At 66.7% G+C, this 16189-nt stretch carries 19 protein-coding genes and 1 pseudogene; 18 read left to right on the top strand and 2 right to left on the bottom strand.

Going from position 1 to position 16189, the window contains the following annotated elements:
• Positions 1 to 2: 2 nt before the first annotated feature.
• Positions 3 to 305, bottom strand: coding sequence for a hypothetical protein (locus EOD42_RS22585; protein ID WP_127789862.1), 303 nt, complete (start codon positions 303 to 305; stop codon positions 3 to 5).
• Complete coding sequence (locus EOD42_RS22580; protein ID WP_127789861.1) at positions 302 to 745, bottom strand: helix-turn-helix domain-containing protein; 444 nt, start codon at positions 743 to 745, stop codon at positions 302 to 304. The genes EOD42_RS22585 and EOD42_RS22580 overlap by 4 nt, the downstream gene beginning before the upstream one ends.
• Before the next feature lie 135 nt (positions 746 to 880).
• Here EOD42_RS22580 and EOD42_RS22575 point away from each other — a divergent pair, with 135 nt between their 5' ends.
• The 18 genes and pseudogenes from EOD42_RS22575 to EOD42_RS22495 all read left to right on the top strand — a co-directional run bounded on the left by EOD42_RS22575 (position 881) and on the right by EOD42_RS22495 (position 16185).
• Positions 881 to 1555, top strand: coding sequence for a YfbR-like 5'-deoxynucleotidase (locus tag EOD42_RS22575; RefSeq protein ID WP_127789860.1), 675 nt, complete (start codon positions 881 to 883; stop codon positions 1553 to 1555).
• On the top strand, positions 1552 to 1758 hold the full coding sequence (locus EOD42_RS22570; RefSeq protein WP_127789859.1) for a hypothetical protein: 207 nt from the start codon (positions 1552 to 1554) through the stop codon (positions 1756 to 1758). The genes EOD42_RS22575 and EOD42_RS22570 overlap by 4 nt, the downstream gene beginning before the upstream one ends.
• Complete coding sequence (locus tag EOD42_RS22565; protein ID WP_127789858.1) at positions 1755 to 1946, top strand: hypothetical protein; 192 nt, start codon at positions 1755 to 1757, stop codon at positions 1944 to 1946. Before EOD42_RS22570 ends, EOD42_RS22565 begins: the two co-directional genes overlap by 4 nt.
• Complete coding sequence (locus tag EOD42_RS22560) at positions 1939 to 2826, top strand: phage Gp37/Gp68 family protein (protein WP_127789857.1); 888 nt, start codon at positions 1939 to 1941, stop codon at positions 2824 to 2826. Before EOD42_RS22565 ends, EOD42_RS22560 begins: the two co-directional genes overlap by 8 nt.
• The gene (locus EOD42_RS22555; RefSeq protein WP_127789856.1) at positions 2819 to 3379 is read left to right on the top strand and encodes a hypothetical protein; all 561 of its coding nucleotides are present in this window, start codon (positions 2819 to 2821) and stop codon (positions 3377 to 3379) included. Before EOD42_RS22560 ends, EOD42_RS22555 begins: the two co-directional genes overlap by 8 nt.
• Positions 3376 to 4083 carry a hypothetical protein gene (locus EOD42_RS22550; RefSeq protein WP_127789855.1) on the top strand — a complete coding sequence of 236 codons (708 nt, stop codon included), beginning with the start codon at positions 3376 to 3378 and terminating at the stop codon, positions 4081 to 4083. The genes EOD42_RS22555 and EOD42_RS22550 overlap by 4 nt, the downstream gene beginning before the upstream one ends.
• 19 nt (positions 4084 to 4102) lie before the next feature.
• Positions 4103 to 4519 (top strand): hypothetical protein, encoded by a 417-nt coding sequence (locus tag EOD42_RS22545; protein ID WP_127789854.1) that lies wholly within the window; start codon positions 4103 to 4105, stop codon positions 4517 to 4519.
• A 38-nt stretch (positions 4520 to 4557) separates the two neighbouring features.
• On the top strand, positions 4558 to 5520 hold the full coding sequence (locus EOD42_RS22540; protein ID WP_127789853.1) for an FkbM family methyltransferase: 963 nt from the start codon (positions 4558 to 4560) through the stop codon (positions 5518 to 5520).
• Between the two features lie 53 nt (positions 5521 to 5573).
• Positions 5574 to 6023: pseudogene (locus EOD42_RS26690) on the top strand (LPD3 domain-containing protein); the annotation flags it as partial.
• Positions 6024 to 6191: 168 nt separating this feature from the next.
• Positions 6192 to 10940: a helicase-related protein gene (locus tag EOD42_RS22535; RefSeq protein ID WP_240655256.1), complete on the top strand. Its 4749-nt coding sequence runs from the start codon at positions 6192 to 6194 to the stop codon at positions 10938 to 10940.
• A gap of 326 nt (positions 10941 to 11266) precedes the next feature.
• Entirely contained in the window at positions 11267 to 11557 is a 291-nt protein-coding gene (locus tag EOD42_RS22530; protein ID WP_127789851.1) for a hypothetical protein, read from the top strand.
• A complete protein-coding gene (locus EOD42_RS22525; protein WP_127789850.1) occupies positions 11554 to 11799 on the top strand; it encodes a hypothetical protein in 246 nt (81 codons plus the stop codon). Before EOD42_RS22530 ends, EOD42_RS22525 begins: the two co-directional genes overlap by 4 nt.
• Positions 11792 to 12187: a hypothetical protein gene (locus tag EOD42_RS22520; protein WP_127789849.1), complete on the top strand. Its 396-nt coding sequence runs from the start codon at positions 11792 to 11794 to the stop codon at positions 12185 to 12187. The genes EOD42_RS22525 and EOD42_RS22520 overlap by 8 nt, the downstream gene beginning before the upstream one ends.
• 37 nt (positions 12188 to 12224) lie before the next feature.
• Complete coding sequence (locus EOD42_RS22515; RefSeq protein ID WP_127789848.1) at positions 12225 to 13499, top strand: hypothetical protein; 1275 nt, start codon at positions 12225 to 12227, stop codon at positions 13497 to 13499.
• Between the two features lie 45 nt (positions 13500 to 13544).
• A complete protein-coding gene (locus EOD42_RS22510) occupies positions 13545 to 14030 on the top strand; it encodes a hypothetical protein (RefSeq protein WP_127789847.1) in 486 nt (161 codons plus the stop codon).
• Entirely contained in the window at positions 13985 to 14542 is a 558-nt protein-coding gene (locus EOD42_RS22505; RefSeq protein ID WP_127789846.1) for a hypothetical protein, read from the top strand. The genes EOD42_RS22510 and EOD42_RS22505 overlap by 46 nt, the downstream gene beginning before the upstream one ends.
• Before the next feature lie 121 nt (positions 14543 to 14663).
• The gene (locus EOD42_RS22500; protein WP_127789845.1) at positions 14664 to 15548 is read left to right on the top strand and encodes a hypothetical protein; all 885 of its coding nucleotides are present in this window, start codon (positions 14664 to 14666) and stop codon (positions 15546 to 15548) included.
• 4 nt (positions 15549 to 15552) lie between these two features.
• Entirely contained in the window at positions 15553 to 16185 is a 633-nt protein-coding gene (locus EOD42_RS22495; RefSeq protein ID WP_127789844.1) for a hypothetical protein, read from the top strand.
• Positions 16186 to 16189 lie beyond the last annotated feature (4 nt).

The following is a 16189-nucleotide window of genomic DNA, read 5'->3' as shown; positions in this document are numbered from 1 at the left end:
CGTCAGCTCTCCCCGCTCGCAAATGGCTCCGGGGGCGCTAAGCAAGGCACCTTGCCGGGAATGTAAGGGGTGGTTGTGAAGAAGTGCTCGCGCACCCAAGGCACAGGAACACGCTCGACAGTCAGGCCGGCCCTGATCCACTTCGCCACGTCCTTGGCATTGGAGGACTGACGCTCGGCGGAATCCACCGTCGCCGCGACCACCCGTCCCGCGGGGTGCTTAGCTGTCGCGACCGTGGTGCGGGCGATGTAAGCCCACCCCCCGGTATAGGCCCAGCCCGCATCTCTCTGCTCGGCGACGCTCATTCCCAGCTCGCCCCCTTCGTTTCCACCAGCCGTGCCAGCTTCTGAAGCGCGCCGGCCGGGTAGGCGAAGCCCGCGCCGCTGCGGGCGAAGGCCAGCATCTCGCTGGCCATGGCGAGGCCGCCCGCCTGGTGCAGAAGCCCACCAAGGCGCTTCCACATTGCGCGCCCTTCGCCGGTGGCGGTCAGCACCACCAGGCGCCGATCGCTGTTCGCCTTGCTGCAGTTGCCAAGGCCCAGGGCCACCAGCTTGTAGCTGGCCCGCGTGACCACCGCCTTCGAGACGGACATCGCATCGGCATAGTGCGCGACCGAGTGGCCACCGGTCTCCACCAGCAGGCCCAAGAGCGCCACCTGGCGGCAAGTGAAAACCTCATCCACCGCAGAAGCGGCGACGAAGGCGTGTGTCAGTGCCGAGAGCGGCGCTGAAGCGGCTGAAGCCACCGGAACCTCCATTTCCCTCATGGAGGATGGATAGAGGATATGAAGTCACTTGCAAACCACGATTTTGGAGGATATCGAGGAAATGACCCCATGAATGAAGGATAATCCTTCGTTGGTCACTCAGCGAGGAAGCTGATGAACGCCTTAGAACCCGACCACAATCCGGATAGCAGCGAGGGCGTCGCCCCGTGGAGCCAGACGATATCCGGCATTGCTTTCGACCTGCTGGCGCCCACCCCTGCGATGGTGGATTTTCACGACATCGCCTGGTCCCTGTCGCATCAGCGCCGCTTTCTGGGCCACACCGTCCTGCCCTGCAGCATCGCCAGCCACTCCATCATGGTTCGCGACATCACCGTCAGCCTGGCGCGCCGCAGCGGCTACGGCATCGCCAACCTGAACAAGATCACCTTGGCCGCCATCCTGCATGACGCGCACGAGGCCTACATCGGTGACATCATTTCCCCCATCATGGCGCTGCCGGGCATGCGGGAGATCGTCCGTCCGCTGAAGGCGCGCGTGCAGGCCGCCATCCACCGCCGGGTCAAGCTGCCGGTGGAGCTGCCCGACGAATGGCGGCGCCTGATCCACCAGGCCGATCTGATCGCCTTGGCCACCGAAAAGCGCGACCTGATGGTGGCATGCCCGCGCCCGTGGCTCCCGCTCCCTCCGGCGGAAGAGGGCATGCGGGCCGGCGACCAGATTACCTTCAACGCCTTCCTGGCCGAGCTCTATTCTGCGGCCTATCCGGGCAGCCTGCCGGCCGCCAACGAGCCGCCCGTCTTCGAGCCCGGCGAGGTGACGGCATGAGCGCCGCCCTTTCACGCGACGATGAGCTGATGGCGATCGGTGCGCGCGTCGAGCGCCAGCGCTGCGCCGAGATCGTTCGCCGGCGGATCGCCGACGCCCTCGGTCGCGTCACCGGCGCGGAATCGCGGCGCCATTCCTGGGCTCGCGCCAAGGCCAAGACGCTCCGCCGCACCCTTCAGGAGATCGAAGGGACGCTGGCATGACGGTCTGGCTTCTCGTCTACTTCATCGCCGCCGGCAGCGGCCGGCCCGAGCTGCTGGGCAGCCACGCTGAATACCGCACCATGGCCGCTTGCACCGAGATGGTGCGGGTGCTGGGCGCCGATGCCGGTGGCCGGATCCGCATGGCTCGTGGCGCCTATGTCTTCGAGTGCGAGGCCGCCCATGGCTGAAGCGACTGGCATCGAATGGGCGGACAGCACCTTCAACCCGTGGGTAGGATGCACGAAGATCTCGCCCGCCTGCGACAACTGCTATGCAGAGGGCTGGGCGAAGCGAGCCGGCGAGGCCGGCTTGTGGAGCGGCACGTTGCGCCGCACCAGCGTGCAGAACTGGAACCTCCCGCGCCGCTGGAACCGCGAGGCGGCCGCTGCTGGCGCGCCACGTCGCGTGTTCTGCGCTTCCCTTGCTGATGTGTTCGACAACCAGGCGGACCCGGCCTGGCGCGCGGACCTGTGGCGGCTCATCCGTGAAACCCCAGCGCTGACGTGGTTTCTGCTGACCAAGCGACCGCAGAATGTCAGAAAAATGCTGCCTCCGGAGTGGGGCGAGGCCGGTTGGCCGAACGTCTGGCTCGGCACCACGGCGGAAGATGAGGAGTACTATCTGAAGCGTTGGCGGCACCTTAGCGTAGTGCCGGCCCCGCTGAGGTTCCTGAGCTACGAGCCGGCCCTTGGCCCACTCGGAGACCTTCGCTTTCAGGACAAAGGGGCGCCGGATTGGCTCATTGTCGGCGGTGAGAGCGGCCCTGGCGCCCGGCCAATGCACCCCGCCTGGGCGCGCGAGGTCCGGGACCAGTGCAGCCAGGCCGGTGTGCCCTTCATGTTCAAGCAATGGGGTGACTGGCTTCCGGAGGGCCAACCGACCGGCGGGGAGATTGGCCAGATCAACCTATGGCGCCGCGATTGGATCCGGCTGGACGGCGGCCAGGGCGCCTATTCCCCCACCGCCGCGGCGGTTCACCCCATCGGGAAGAAGCGCGCCGGCAGGCTGCTGGACGGGGTGGAGCACATCGCCATCCCGACTGTGGCCGGGACGGCCAGCCATGAGTGACCCGCGCACCATGGAGGATCTGCTTGCAGAGAACCGCCGCCTGCGCGAGGAAGTCGGGCGCCTGGCCGGCCTGCCGCGCCCTCGGGACGACAGCGGCGTGATCCACACGGTGGTCATCATCAAAGACCCCGGTATGAGCCCGGTGAAGAAGGGCCCTTTCAGCCAGGCCTATTTGCCGCGCTTCATTCGCGAGCTGCTGCCCTATGGGCCCACCGAGCGGATCGTCATCATCGCCCGAGTAATCTGGAACGGTGATGTCTGGATCGAGTCCCTGGGTGATTGGCTGGCCTTTGCCGGCATAAAGCGGCCGCAGGCCTGGCGCCGCAATCTGGCCAGCATCGAGCGCGCCGGCGGCGAGCGAACCCGGGTAAAGCTGGCTGGCCGCTTGGTGCGTATCTGGTCTGGCGAGCATCGCGCCTACTGGCGGGACGGTGGCCACGGATACACCGATAACCGGCGCGTCGAAGCGTGGCTGCTTCCCTTCGAGGACGCCTATGCGCGGGTGAAGCACTGCGGTCCCGAGAAGCGCATCGCCTTCGAGGTGGTGGCATGAGCACCGCGCGCCCCATTTCCTTCGCGCCTCGCCCTCTGCGCGAGAGCTTCGAGACCGAGCAACTGCTCCAGGCCGAGAAGGAGATGCTGAACGCCGTTTTCGAGGCAGCCCTGCATGCCGATCAATGCCCAGGCCTGCCACCCGCTATCGTGTCCATGATGGAGCGCCTGCGCCGTATCTCTGGCAGCGCGATCGAGGAGCTGTGCGCGGGCGTCCATGAGTTGGCCTTGCTGGCGGACATGACGCCTACCTTGCCCCGCACCTTCGCCAGGCATGTTGACGCCTTGCGCGACCACCGCGTGGCAGTATTCGAGGCGCAGCGCGCCATGCCGGAGCACGGCGAGGGCGATCGCGAAGACGACGAAGACCCTGATGATGATTGGGGGGATGAGGTTGAGGAGGCCGTACCCGTCCGCTGCCGCCGACCGATCTGGAACACCGACATGGCGAAGGCCCCGCGAGACGGGCGCACGGTCTGGGTGGCTTTCCAAGGCGGCCTTGTCGCCGACCCACGCCGCACCGACCTGGCGCTTTGGTCAGATCGTCAGGTTCCAGTCGTGCACGCGGGCCTTGATGCCGAAGGCAACGACCTCGGTTGGACCCTCGCCATGCCCGTCTCCGCAGGCACCTTCCCGTCATTCGCTTTCAGGGCTTGGCGCTGGCCTAGCTGCGCGCCGGCGGTGCCGCTCATTCCGAAAATCTAAGCTGCTGAGGAGCACAAACATGAGCCTCATGAGATCCCTGGATATGAAGGATGGGCGCGCGCCAGTTGTGGCGTTAAGTTGCTGCATCGCAATGGGTGATGGAATGCTCCCGATTCCGAGTGATGATGGACGATCTGCCGGGCCGTTCATGCTCCTCTCCTTGCATGGTGAAGAGCTTGGTTTCTGCACGTTCCCGCAGTCCTGGGGAGATCTGAGTGGTAGTCTCCTCGCCAACGGCGCCGCGTGCATCACGGTGCCCCTCGCTCAGTTTGGAATGGTTGGTCCCGTGGGGGCGACGAATTTGGTGCTGCTACCAAATGCTGAGCGCTGGCGGCTCCATAAGCTGATAGCTGTCCATCTAATGGGCATCTATCCCGAGCAATTAGCCGAAATACCCGGCTGCTCTTTTCACCCCATCAATTCGACGGCAAGCTGAACGCGGCAAAGCCTTCCCCAAGAGCGCCAAAGGAACGAATGGTGCAGCACTATAATTATACGCCAGATTTCTGGCATTACTTTCGTGGGTTCCTGCCAAGCGACATCGACTTGGTGGTTAGCCTGGCGCCGTCGAAAGTCGAAGCTGACGCCAGGGCATTGACCGACTATTTCGGCATGCGCATCCATCCGAGCAATGAGCCGAGTGTGGCCGGACGACTAGGTGAAGTCATCACCAAGCCGCCGTTTCCAAGCGATTCTTGGCTGGCGGAAGCAGTGGAATATGTCGGGCTGGCGCTTGCCCTGAAGCACGCACACGGCGGCTTTACGGCGGTTGAGCTAGGTGCGGGTTTCGCTCCGTGGCTAGGTCTCTCAGCGATTCTTGCTCGGCGTAAGGGCCTTGGTCCGGTATCGATCACCGGGGTTGAAGGTGATGCGGAACGCGCCGCAAGCATGCGTAATCACCTCGCTTACAATCGGCTGCTACCTCATGATGCAGAGATGGTCGGAAGTTACGATGGGCTCAGTTGGGATCTGAGGCATGCAGTGATCTGGGATGAGGACGGCGATGCTCTATTCCCTACCACCGGCATCGCCGACTCAGGCGGCCAGGCGATCGACACTGACAAAAGCGCCTCTGTGGATTACCGCGGTGCCGATACAGCGCACGTTCGAGTTCCCGCGGTGACGCTTGAGACCTTATTGAAGGACAAGTCGCTAATAGACTTTGTTCACATCGATATCCAGGGTGCCGAATTCAACGTGCTCAACCGCTCTGTCGGATTTGTCAGCGAGCGGGTTAAGTTCATGATGGTAGCGACCCACTCCCGTCTGTTGGAGGGCGCGATCCAGTCCATTCTATTCGACAATGGGTGGTTCTTAGAGCGGGAGGAGGTGGCGCACGTCGTGCCACGCCCGAACCCGCCGAGCATCGAAGCGCTGACCTGGCGCGACGGTGGCCAGGTCTGGCGCAACTTGCGTTTCAGCGAGATTGGCAGCTAACCACACCTGCGCGGGCCAGCGCCTGGCCCGCGTCGTGACCGCACAGTGCGGTTATGTGCCCTATCCTGTTCCTGAAGAGCAATCCCCAGCACGATGCGCGCGGGCGCTTTGCCCACTGGACTTCCCTTCGTGGCGATGAAATCTCGGGGGATACGCCGAAAGAGCTGCGAACCAACGCGCTGGAATACGCACGTCGCCACTTCGTCACCGGCCACGGCCCACACGGCCCAACCATGCTCTCGGTGCACAACGCGCATCTTGGCGCCCGCATAGGGATTTCGGGTAACGGCCTGCGACACGCGCTTAAGGGGCACACTTATACCGAGATAGCGGCATCAGTTGCGGGCCTGCCAGATCTATTGCGCCACGCGGTTCACCTCTCGACCGAAGGCGACCGCTACGACGAAACCAGCAAGAACCTGTGGCACACCCTGGCGGCGCCTCTATCCATTGGCACCCGCGACTATGCAGCGCTACTGCGCGTCCGCCAGGACGGCGCCGGGCACTTGCACTACCACCACGATTTAGTTGGGTTGCTGGAATCGCCGGACGAAATCGGTGGAGAACATGGCCGCGCTCAACCCACCGGTTCTACCCCGGTGCATCTCGCCCGGCGTCCGGTAGACATAGCCACGCTCCGAACGATCTTCAAGGATCTCTTGGAAGGCCGGATGACGAAGGCGCTGCCCACCGGCGCGCGCTGGATCACCGTGCGCCCTAACGGCCCGGGCACTGAGGGGCACGCGGTGATGATCCAGCCCGCCGGCGATGGCGCCTATCGCGTGATCGGCGGCGCCGGAGGCAAGCTCAACTACCTGAAGCTGACCGGGGTGCGCAGCGAGGCCGAGTATGCCCAGCGCGCGAAGGAGGGGGCAGCCGCGCGGCGTGACGAGAAGCGGCAGCAGGCCGCGCGCGATCGGGAGGCCGGCACCGCCGGCATGAAGAAGCAGGCGAAGGACAACCTCCGCCTGGCCGGGCGCGCCGCGCAGGATGATTTCGTGCGCCAGGTGGCCAAGGTGCTGGACTGGAAGCCCGAAGATGTGCGGTTCAAGGAGGAGGAGCACCAGGACAAGGCCCCGTCTGAGGTAGCGAAGCTGCAAGACGCGCATTTCCAGGAGCTGTTCGCCGCGGCGAAGGATGCGGTGAACACGCAGCGCCAGCGGCTGCTGGCCGATGCCGATATGCGTGCCGAGGGCGGCATGTCCGCCGTGCCGCTGTCCGCGCCAGCCGACCCTGCACAGATCAGCGTGGCGGATCTGGATCCGGTTGAGAGCGACGGCGGCAAAGGGCTGGGCTTCCAGCCGAAATACGCCGAGCGTGCGGCGGCGGGCGGCGGAGACGCCGCGCAGATCAAGGCCGAGGCCTCAGAGGTCAAAGGCCGGTCGGCTAAGGTCGCAGAGGAGCAGGAACAACCTGCCCTCGATACGGCGCCGCCACCGCCGCAGCGAGTGGACAGCACCACCCCTACAAAGCCAGAAACTGAGGAAAAGCCGGCCTCGCAGGCTGATGATGGCGCCGGTGACGCCACTTCCAGCACCACCCCCGCGCAGCAGGAAGAGCGTGGTGCGCCGGCAATAGCCGAAGGCACCGCGAAGGCGCTGAATCGGGTGCGAGAGCCGATCGGGCCGAGCATCGACCCCAAGGGCCGGGCCACCGCGAAGCAAGCCATGGCACTGCTGCGCGCTGAGCGCGAGATGCGCGAGAAGCTGAAGCAGGTGCGAGAGCGCACGCGCGACATCGACAAGGCGGCGGACGCCGGCGCTATCGAGCCCAACGCCTTCGTCATAGAGGTGGACGGCAAGGCCGTGGATGAAGCGGTGATGCGCGGGGTGGAAGACGAGCTCCGCACCATCCGCACCCGCGGATTCCTGGACGAGGCCGAGAAAGCTGGCGCCACCGGCATGACGAAGCACGTCAGCGTGGGGGCGTTCAACTCCCTGAACAGCCTGGCGCTGGCCGCCGGCGGCGCGCCGCTGATGGATCGCAGCGTGGTGGACGTGCTGGGGCCCGAGGCCGCAGCCCAGGCGCTGGCTCACCGGCTGGCCGGAGATCTGACCAGCGACGAGCTGGGCCATGTCCGGGAGGCGATGAGCCGCTTCCACGTCCAGCACTACATGGCCACCAGCACCGATGCGCTGACTGAGGCCCGGGAGCTTCAGGAACAGGCCAGCGAGATCCAGCTTGGCGAGGCCGCCACCGGCCATGACTTGGCGGTGGCGCAGGAGCTGAACGCCCGCCGGCGCGAGCTGGTCGGCCGCAGCAAGGCCATCCTGGCCCAGGCCCTGGGGGAGATGGAGACGAACGCCGCGCTGGTGACGGCGCTGGAGAAGCCGAAGCGCGACCGCATCAGTGTCTCCCTCGGCAATCTGCCGGTGGCGGACGCCATCACTCGCTTGCGGGCGATTGGCCTGCAGAAGGGCGACTACACCATGGAGCGCGCGGGCCGCAGCACGCTGCTGGTGATCCACGGCGACGCCATCGGCAAGCTGACCGCACCCATCGACCCCGCTGACCTGGACCGGGTGAACGGCGCCCTGTCCATCATGCAGGGCCATGAAGACGAGGCCGGCTGGCTGCCTGCCGGCGTGGCGCGTCGCCCGGATTTCGGCAGCGACCTGCCGGCCGGCGCCGCGCCGCGACTGGCCAAGGCCTTCCCTACCGCACCGGCGGATGTGGGCCAGGCCGTCCGAGACTACATCGGCGGCCGCGCGGCGGACGGCGACAGCCCGGCGGATATCATGGCCGGGCTGCTGTCCGAGGATCTGATCCAGCGCGCCGGCGACCGCAGCGCCTTCATGGCCGCCGTCAACGAAGTGGCGCCGCTCTACGGGGCGGACGGCAAGATGATCCGCGCGGAGGCCCACGCCGGCGCCTTCGACCGGCTGGCCGATGCTTTCACCGATCGCAACCATGGCGGGCGGCGCACCACCATCGCCAAGCAGCCCCTCGCCGAGGACAGCACCAGCGTGGAGGCGCTTCACCGCGCCCTCGCGAAGATCCCGGAGGGCGCGGCCGCCTTCAAGCCGGTGGGCGAGCTGACACCGCAGGACCAGGCGGGGCTGCGCGCCCTGTTCGTCCGCGACTTCGGCGCGAGCGATCCGCAGGCCGCGGACAAGCGGACGGCGCTGGAAAAGCTGAAGGCCGAGGAGCCGGAGCGTGAGACGGATGGCATGTTCGGGCGCCAGGAGAACCCGCTGTGGGGCGACTGGAAGCGCGACCACGACGCGGCCGCCACCGCTGCTAGCTCGGCCGAGATGAACTGGCCTCGGTATGTCGAGCACATGGGCAGCCCGCAGGCCGCCTATCTGGCCATGCAGGACGTGGTGAAGGGCAGGGTGGTCGGCGAGTTTGGCCAGATCCACAACCAGCTCCGCCCGGACGCGCCCTTGCGCATGGGCCGGACCAACATCGCCGGCGACCTGAACCATCTGGACGCGCTGGATCCCGATGCACGCGAGCGCCGCCTGGCCGAGCACCGCGGCCTGGTGGACCGGCTGCGGGAACGCACCGCCGGCCGCTACGCCTCCGGCTCGGTCAGCGACAAGATGGCGGCCGCGCGAGAGGCGGAGGAGGCAGCGGCGCAAAGCCAGATGGGCCTGTTCGGCGACGAGCCCGCGGCGGCCACCACCGACGATGCTCTGCCGGAGAATACCGCCCCCATGGGGACGGGCGAGCGCCACACCATCGGCCACGCGGCCGAGCGAACCCTGGCCGGCATGGCCCGCCGAATCGGCGGCAACTTCAAGCCCGGCCAGCCGGTCGGGATCTTCGCACCGACGATGGACGGCAAGTTCGTGGCGCGACAGCGCGCGGTGAAGCTGATCGCCCGCAATCGCCGGACTATGCTGGGCATGGGCGTTGGCAGCGGGAAGACGAGCATCAGCCTGGCCGCCTTCACCCACCTGCACGACCAGGGCAAGGCGAAGCGTGGCCTTATGGTGGTGCCGAGCGTGGTGCAGGGGCAGTTCCACGGCGAAGCTCTGGCCATGCTGGAGCCCGGCAAATACGACTGGCACGCCAACCCGGGCGCGTCGCGCGAGGAGCGGATCGCCGCTCTGAAGGATCCGAGCAAGCACTTCAACGTGGTCACGCACCAGGCCTTTCGGGATGACGTGCTGCACTTGGCATCCCAGCAGCACGGCACCACGCCCGATGCCATCAAGGCCCGGCTGGCCGGCATGAAACCGATGGAGCGCGCCAGCTTCATCAAGGAGGTGCTGCACAAGGAGGGCATCGACCACGACTATCTGGCCGTGGATGAGGGCCACAACCTGCTGAACCGCCGTGGCAAGGAAGACAGCGGCATGGCGCACGTCATCGACGGCGTGGCGCATGGCATGGGCACCTATGTGAACATGACCGCCGACCCGGTAAAGAACGATGCCAGCGAGGTGTTCGACACCCTCGCGAAGATGGATCCCGAGCGCTACAGCGACCGGGACGCCTTCATGCGGCGGTATGGCGTGGACACGGAATCCGCGAAGGACGGGCTGCGCCGCGAGATGGCGCGCCACTACTACACCAGCTCCATCTCCTCCGGCGTGGCCGCCCACAAGAAGGAAGTGCCGGTGGAGCTGCACGCCGACGATCACGCCCGGATCGAGGCAGTGAACCGCGCCGCCGGCGCCGCGCGGATCGCCCGGATGGAGGGCCGCACCGACATCGCCGCCATGAAGGTGCTCTCCCCCAACAGCTTTGCCGGCGTTCCGGCCGATCAGCACGGCGAGGTGGCGCGGCGGCTGCAGAACGCCATCGGCGTGGTGCGTGACAGTGCCATTCGCCACGCCATCGACGGGCGGGGCAAGATGGACGCCCTGGTGCAGCAGGCGACGGCCAGGAAGGGAAAGCCGGGCATTGTGTTCTGCCATCACCTGGACCGGGTGCAGGATCTCAGCGAGCGGCTAAAAGGGCAGGGCCTGCGCGTCAGCACGATGACCGGCGGCAATTCCTCCAAAGAGAAGGACGGCATCAAGCGCGCCTTCCAGCGCGGCGACCATGACGTGCTGGTTGTTTCGGATGCTGGTGCGGTGGGGGCCAACCTGCAGAAGGGCAAATGGCTGGCGCAGTTCGACACGCCACAGACCGCCATGGTGCACGCCCAGCGCAATGGCCGCATCGACCGCGTTGGCCAGACCGAGGATGTGGAGCTGCTGGACCTGGTGGCCAATCACCCGGCCGAGCGGAGGAACCGTGACCGCCTGGCACGGAAATACGAGCTCCGCAGCATCGTTACCTCGCCCCTGGACGGGCTGGACGACACGGGCCTGGCGGGGATGCTGCATCGGATCAGGGCTGGCCGAGACCCTGACCTTCCTGAGGCGTCGCGGCATCCAGTGCGGGGTGAAGGCGTCAGGCCACCGGAGGAGGGCAGGCGGGCTCATGCCGAACCGGCGGATGTGGGGCAAGGTGCGCTCTTCTGACCGAACGCACCCTTCTGGGGCCGATCTCTTTCCGGCAAAAGAAAATGGAACTCCGCCAGGATAATCTCTATGGCGACTTTGACCTCAATTCCGAGGTCTGGAGTTTGTTATGCAAAAACCCGCTGAAAATGCACCCCCGAATGAGTGGATGAAATACTGGATTCACATTGTTAGCCAGCCCGGCGCCCTCAACGAGGGCGTTAAGGTGAGCACTTCCGATGAAGGGGCTACCATCTTTATCCCGCAGAAGTTGATCGGGTAGCCCACGCCGGCCGGCGCGCCCCGGCGGATGAGCCGAGGGCGCGTCGTGACAGCACAACATAGGGATGGAACGCGCCCCATCCCCTGACCAGCACATGGCCGCCGCACGCCGGCGCCTGGGCCACCTGGCCGCGCTGGACAGCAGCACCGACGAAGCCGAACGGAAGATCCGCGATGCGGCCATGAAGCGCCTGGCCGTGGTCGATGAAGATCTGGCCAAGGCTCGCCCGCGCGCCATCCTCCATGACGGCGCCGGCGACGCCTATCTGGCCCTGACCAGCGAGCGCGCCCGCCTCCTCAATGTGATCGACCGCGCGAACACCCTCCTCGGCAGCGCCGACGAGGCCTCGCCATGAAGTGCCGGCATTGCGCTGCGAACCTCGGCCAGATCTCCGCCACCGGCGAGCCGCTGATCCGTAGCCGGGGCATCCTGCTGAAGGCAGAGGGCGTGTCCATGATCTGCCCGAAGTGCAAGGGCGACGTGCCGGTCGAGGGGGAACTGGCCAAGGCGCTCAGCGCGCGCCTCCTCCTGGTCTTCAAAGGGAACGCCCCACGAGCGCGGGCAGCATCACCGGCGGAAGGCAGCGCCCATGAGTAAGCTCATGTCCCAGACCCTGGCCCGCGCGGAGGCCGATCTGGCCAGCGGCCAGCCCATGTCTACTGACGAGGTGAAGGTGCGCCGCCGGCGCGAAGACCGCATGCACCTCATCACCCTGCACCACACCGCCGAGACCGCCCGCCTCATCAACGCGATCGAGGGCGCCCGGTGGAACCCGCATCACCGGCGTTGGGAGGTTCCTTTCATCGCCCGCGTCCAGCTCCGCAAGGTGATCGAGCGCGTGACCGAAATGCTGCGCGCCAGCGAGGAGCAGGCCCGGCGCGAATACGACGCTAAGAACCGCCGGATGCTGGACGACATGGCGGAGCGGCGAGCTCGAAATGAGGCCTTCTACGGCCGCCCCCCTCCTCCCCCGAGCGCGTCGTGACGAAAGTTTAGGGGCTCCACCAACCATGGAGCCCTTCGTGCCCGATACCGCAATCAAGCTGCCCACCGTCACCGTTGCTCACCCTGGCGTCGATTACACCGATATCTCCGGCGCTGTAGCGCTGGCTGTCGCCGCCCTTCCCGCCAGCGGCGGCCGCGTGATCCTGCCCGCCGGCGAGCACTTCATGAACACCACGATCACCGTGACCAAGCCGGTGACGTTCCAGGGCGCTGGCCGCCGGGAATGGGTGGGCGCCCCGGGCGGCACGCGCATCCTCTATAACGGCGCGCAGCCGGTGTTCCTGTTCAGCACCGAGAATGCCCGCGGCGGCGGCGTGACCGATCTCATCATCGACGGCCAGATCGGCGATGAGTCCATGGGCAATGTGCCGACCAGCGGCATGATGGCATTCGCCATCGACACCGATACGGTCAGCCCGCTGAACGGCATGATCACCGTCTTCAACGTGGGCCTGCATCGCCTGGCCCAGGGCATCCGCCTCTACAAGGCCGGCCGTTCGCACCTGGACGCCATCTTCGGCGATCCGATGCTGACCGGCATCCAGGTCGAGGAAGCGATGGACGTGATCCACATGGGTCGCATCCACTTCTGGCCGTTCAACTACGGCTACGACAAGAGCGAGGCGGATGCCACGCGCCCCGGCCCGGGCACGCCGACCTACGACACGAAGAAGTACCGTCAGCAGAGCGGCCGCGGCATCGTGCTGTATCGCGCCGATGGCCTGGTCATCGAGAGCCTGTTCACCTTCGGCTATCAGATCGGCGTGGTCCTGGCCGCCGGTGGGTCCGCCCCGGTGCGCGATCTCACGATCAAGCACTTCTTCTCGGACCTGAGCATGCTGGGCATCCACTGCACGCAGACCAACGCGACGGTGAACATCCACGAGATGAAGCACCAGGCGGAGAAGCCGATCCGTGAAGTCGGCGAGGAAGTCGGCGCTCGCTTCACCTGGGGCTACCCGATCCACCTCGCCGAGGGTTCGAGCTGCTACTTCGTCATCAACCACCTGCATGGCGAGATGTGCCCGGTCGGCTGGGTCGGCTTCGGCGGCAGCGGCCATCGCGTGGACATCCAGACCCTCTCCGGCGATCGCATGGGCATGAACTGCCTGGGCTGGGGCGGCACCTGGTATGCCTTCGAGAACAACAGCCCCAACGCCCACTGGGCGTTCGTCAATATGCATGCGAACAACTGGGACTATGGTGCGACCAATCCGCGCTGGGCGAGCGCCGCGAACATGATCGTCCACCAGGGTATCTGGGCCGCCAAGGGCGCGACCGACCCCGTTTAACGGCGTCGTGACAACAGCATGGGAGGCTCCACCCCGGAGCTTCCCATGCAATTCCTTTTCATCCTGATCCTCCTCGCGCTCGGCGCCGCGACCTTCCGCCTCCGCGGATCCCAGACATTCGAGCGGCTGGCCGGCCGCGGCGCCACCACCGCCCGCATCATGTGGGCCACGAGCGTTGCCTTCGCGGCTGTGCCGCTCGCCGGCATCCCCCTGATCTTCGCGCCTCAGCTCGCGCTCGCCCTCTATGTCGGCGCCCTCGCCCCCTGGTGGGGATCCCTGGACATGGGCCGGCAGCACGGCACCCTTTGGGGTGATATCGCCTGGCACACGCTCCGGGGCTTCATCTGGACGGGCCCGGCGGCGCTGCTGTTCGTGCTGACTGGCACGGGCGACGGCACCTGGCTGCTGCTGGTCGGCGGCACCTGTGGCGTGATCTACGCCATCTGCTGGCAGATCACCGACCGATACCCCGTCGAGAGCGCTGAATGCGTCTTCGGCGCCGCGATCGCCGGCGGCATCGCGGCAGCCTGATGCGCAGCCTGTATGTCTGCCGCCCGGTGCTAAATGCCGCCGCGATACGCGCCTGGGCGCGCGTGGCCGGCTTCAGCACTGCGCTGCCGGCAGACGACATGCACGTCACCGTCGCCTTCTCCAAGGAGGCGGTGGACTGGCACAAGGTGCCTCCCGCCACCGACCAGCTCGCGTTGCAGCTCCCGCCCGACCGCAGCACCAAGGTGATGGAGTTGGGCAAGGCTGTGGTGCTGCGCTTCCACTCCTCGGCGCTCGAACAGCGCTGGCGCCGCTTCCGGCAGGCTGGGGCGAGCTGGGATCACGACAGCTACCACCCGCATGTGACCGTCAGCTATCGCGCGCCACCTGGTGGCTGGCCGACGCCGCCCGAGCAGATGCAGCCCTACGCCGGCCCGCTGATCCTAGGACCTGAACGCTTCCAGGAGGTCCGGGAGAGCGCGAACAAGGAGCACGTCGAGACGCCGCTGGCCCTGCCGCCACGGCTTCTGGTGTTCGCCCCCCGCGCGTCGTGACGGCAGGCTAATCGCATCGCGGCGCCCGCCAGGCGCCAGTCAAGGGCTTTTCCATGAGCCGCCCCACCCGCCCGGATCCCCCGGCGCGGGGCGGGCGGCTTTGTCGTTTTCGAGGGGGTTCATGTTCGACGCTGCCGCCGCTGAGGCCTGCGAGTTCCTGTCGATTGGCGGGATGCTGAAGGCGCGCCCGGCCGAGGAGAGCGGCCGACGCTACCTTTATATCGAGGCCAGCAATGAGAGCGTGGACTACCAGGGCGAGGTGATCCTGGCCCGGGCCCTGTCCGCCAGCGCTGAATACTATCTGCGATACGGCAACCTGGACCTGGACCATGTGACCGTCACCGGGCCGCGCCGCGGGCCCGCCGACTACGCCCTCTACGAGATTGGCCGGCCGGTGGATGTGAAGGCCGAGCGCAGCCGCGTGATGGTGAAGGGCGAGCTCTTCACCGGCACGGGCCCCACCGCGATCAACGCCAACCTGGTTTGGGACAGCCTCACTCGGCTCAACCCGCCGCAGCGCTGGTATCCGAGCGTGGGTGGCGCCGTTCTGGAACGCTCCAACGAGATCGACGCCCAAGGCAACCGCCGCACGGTGGTGACGCGGACGCGGTGGGTGAACATCGGCCTCTCGAAGACCCCCGTGAACCTGTCGGTGCCGACCGTCAGCACGGTGCCCTACGGCGTGCTCGCGAAGAGCTGGGGGGTGGACGGGCTGGATCTGACCAAGGCGCTGACCATGGCGGGCGCAGGTAGCGACGCAGCCAGCCTTTCCGGTAGCGCGGCCCTGGTCAAGCAGAGCCTCGATCGCGGCGTCTCCTCCTACTTCGATTTTCGTAACCGCGCGGCGCGCGAGATCCGCAAGGGCGGTCTCGCCATGAACGCCCGCGCCATCAGCTCGCACGGCGAACAGCTCGGCCTCGATCCCGACGAGGCGGCCGAGTGGACCGAGCGCTTTCTGGCGAGCCTTCCCGGCACCGCCTCCCCGTCCAACAACGCGAAGGAGTAACCGCGTGACCGACTATGACAAGCTGAAAGCCGAGCTCGGCGACGTGCTTCTGAAGGCGCAGGGCATCGACCAGCTCAGCGACGACAAGAAGATCGAGCAGGCCGCCGATGGCGCCGACAAGAATGACCCTGCCGGCGGAGCCACCCAGGATGGCGCGGCTGGCAAGGGTGGCGATGCCCCGCCGAGCGACGAGTTCGTGAAGTCCTTTCGGGTGAAGCTGGAAGACGGCACCGAGACCGATGCCTATGACGGCACTGAGATGATGAAGGCCATGCACACCCTCATCACGGCTCAGGACGCAGCGCTGAAGGCGCTGACCGCGCGCTTCGACGGCTTCGCCGGCGCGACTGCCGATCTCGCCCCCATCCTGAAGGCGCTGACCGACGCCAGCGGCAAGCATGGCGAGATGATCAACTCGCTGCGCGAGCAGCCCGGCGGGCGCCAGAGCACGCTGCAGGCCCCCGCGAAGCAGGATCCGGCCCAGCAGATGCCGACCGGAGGCGACCTCATGGCGAAGTCCCTGAGTGCCGCCAAGGAAGGCCGCATCGGCTGGAACGATGTGGCGCGCATCGAGGCGCGCCTGAACGACCGCCTGCCCATCCCCGACGACCTTCTGGCCGCCGTCAACAAGGCCTGATCCC

Source organism: Rhodovarius crocodyli, assembly GCF_004005855.1.
In the GTDB taxonomy this organism is placed as follows: Bacteria; Pseudomonadota; Alphaproteobacteria; order Acetobacterales; family Acetobacteraceae; genus Rhodovarius; species Rhodovarius crocodyli.
The sequence above is the reverse complement of the archived record's forward strand: the minus strand, read 5'-3'. Positions and strand labels throughout refer to the sequence as shown.

Coding starts and splice junctions, on each gene's coding strand:
- EOD42_RS22585 (WP_127789862.1), bottom strand. CDS start 305: ATGAGCGTCGCCGAGCAGAGAGATGCGGGCTGGGCCTATACCGGGGGG.
- EOD42_RS22575 (WP_127789860.1), top strand. CDS start 881: ATGAACGCCTTAGAACCCGACCACAATCCGGATAGCAGCGAGGGCGTC.
- EOD42_RS22570 (WP_127789859.1), top strand. CDS start 1,552: ATGAGCGCCGCCCTTTCACGCGACGATGAGCTGATGGCGATCGGTGCG.
- EOD42_RS22565 (WP_127789858.1), top strand. CDS start 1,755: ATGACGGTCTGGCTTCTCGTCTACTTCATCGCCGCCGGCAGCGGCCGG.
- EOD42_RS22560 (WP_127789857.1), top strand. CDS start 1,939: ATGGCTGAAGCGACTGGCATCGAATGGGCGGACAGCACCTTCAACCCG.
- EOD42_RS22555 (WP_127789856.1), top strand. CDS start 2,819: ATGAGTGACCCGCGCACCATGGAGGATCTGCTTGCAGAGAACCGCCGC.
- EOD42_RS22550 (WP_127789855.1), top strand. CDS start 3,376: ATGAGCACCGCGCGCCCCATTTCCTTCGCGCCTCGCCCTCTGCGCGAG.
- EOD42_RS22545 (WP_127789854.1), top strand. CDS start 4,103: ATGAGCCTCATGAGATCCCTGGATATGAAGGATGGGCGCGCGCCAGTT.
- EOD42_RS22540 (WP_127789853.1), top strand. CDS start 4,558: ATGGTGCAGCACTATAATTATACGCCAGATTTCTGGCATTACTTTCGT.
- EOD42_RS22535 (WP_240655256.1), top strand. CDS start 6,192: ATGACGAAGGCGCTGCCCACCGGCGCGCGCTGGATCACCGTGCGCCCT.
- EOD42_RS22530 (WP_127789851.1), top strand. CDS start 11,267: ATGGAACGCGCCCCATCCCCTGACCAGCACATGGCCGCCGCACGCCGG.
- EOD42_RS22525 (WP_127789850.1), top strand. CDS start 11,554: ATGAAGTGCCGGCATTGCGCTGCGAACCTCGGCCAGATCTCCGCCACC.
- EOD42_RS22520 (WP_127789849.1), top strand. CDS start 11,792: ATGAGTAAGCTCATGTCCCAGACCCTGGCCCGCGCGGAGGCCGATCTG.
- EOD42_RS22510 (WP_127789847.1), top strand. CDS start 13,545: ATGCAATTCCTTTTCATCCTGATCCTCCTCGCGCTCGGCGCCGCGACC.
- EOD42_RS22505 (WP_127789846.1), top strand. CDS start 13,985: ATGCGTCTTCGGCGCCGCGATCGCCGGCGGCATCGCGGCAGCCTGATG.
- EOD42_RS22500 (WP_127789845.1), top strand. CDS start 14,664: ATGTTCGACGCTGCCGCCGCTGAGGCCTGCGAGTTCCTGTCGATTGGC.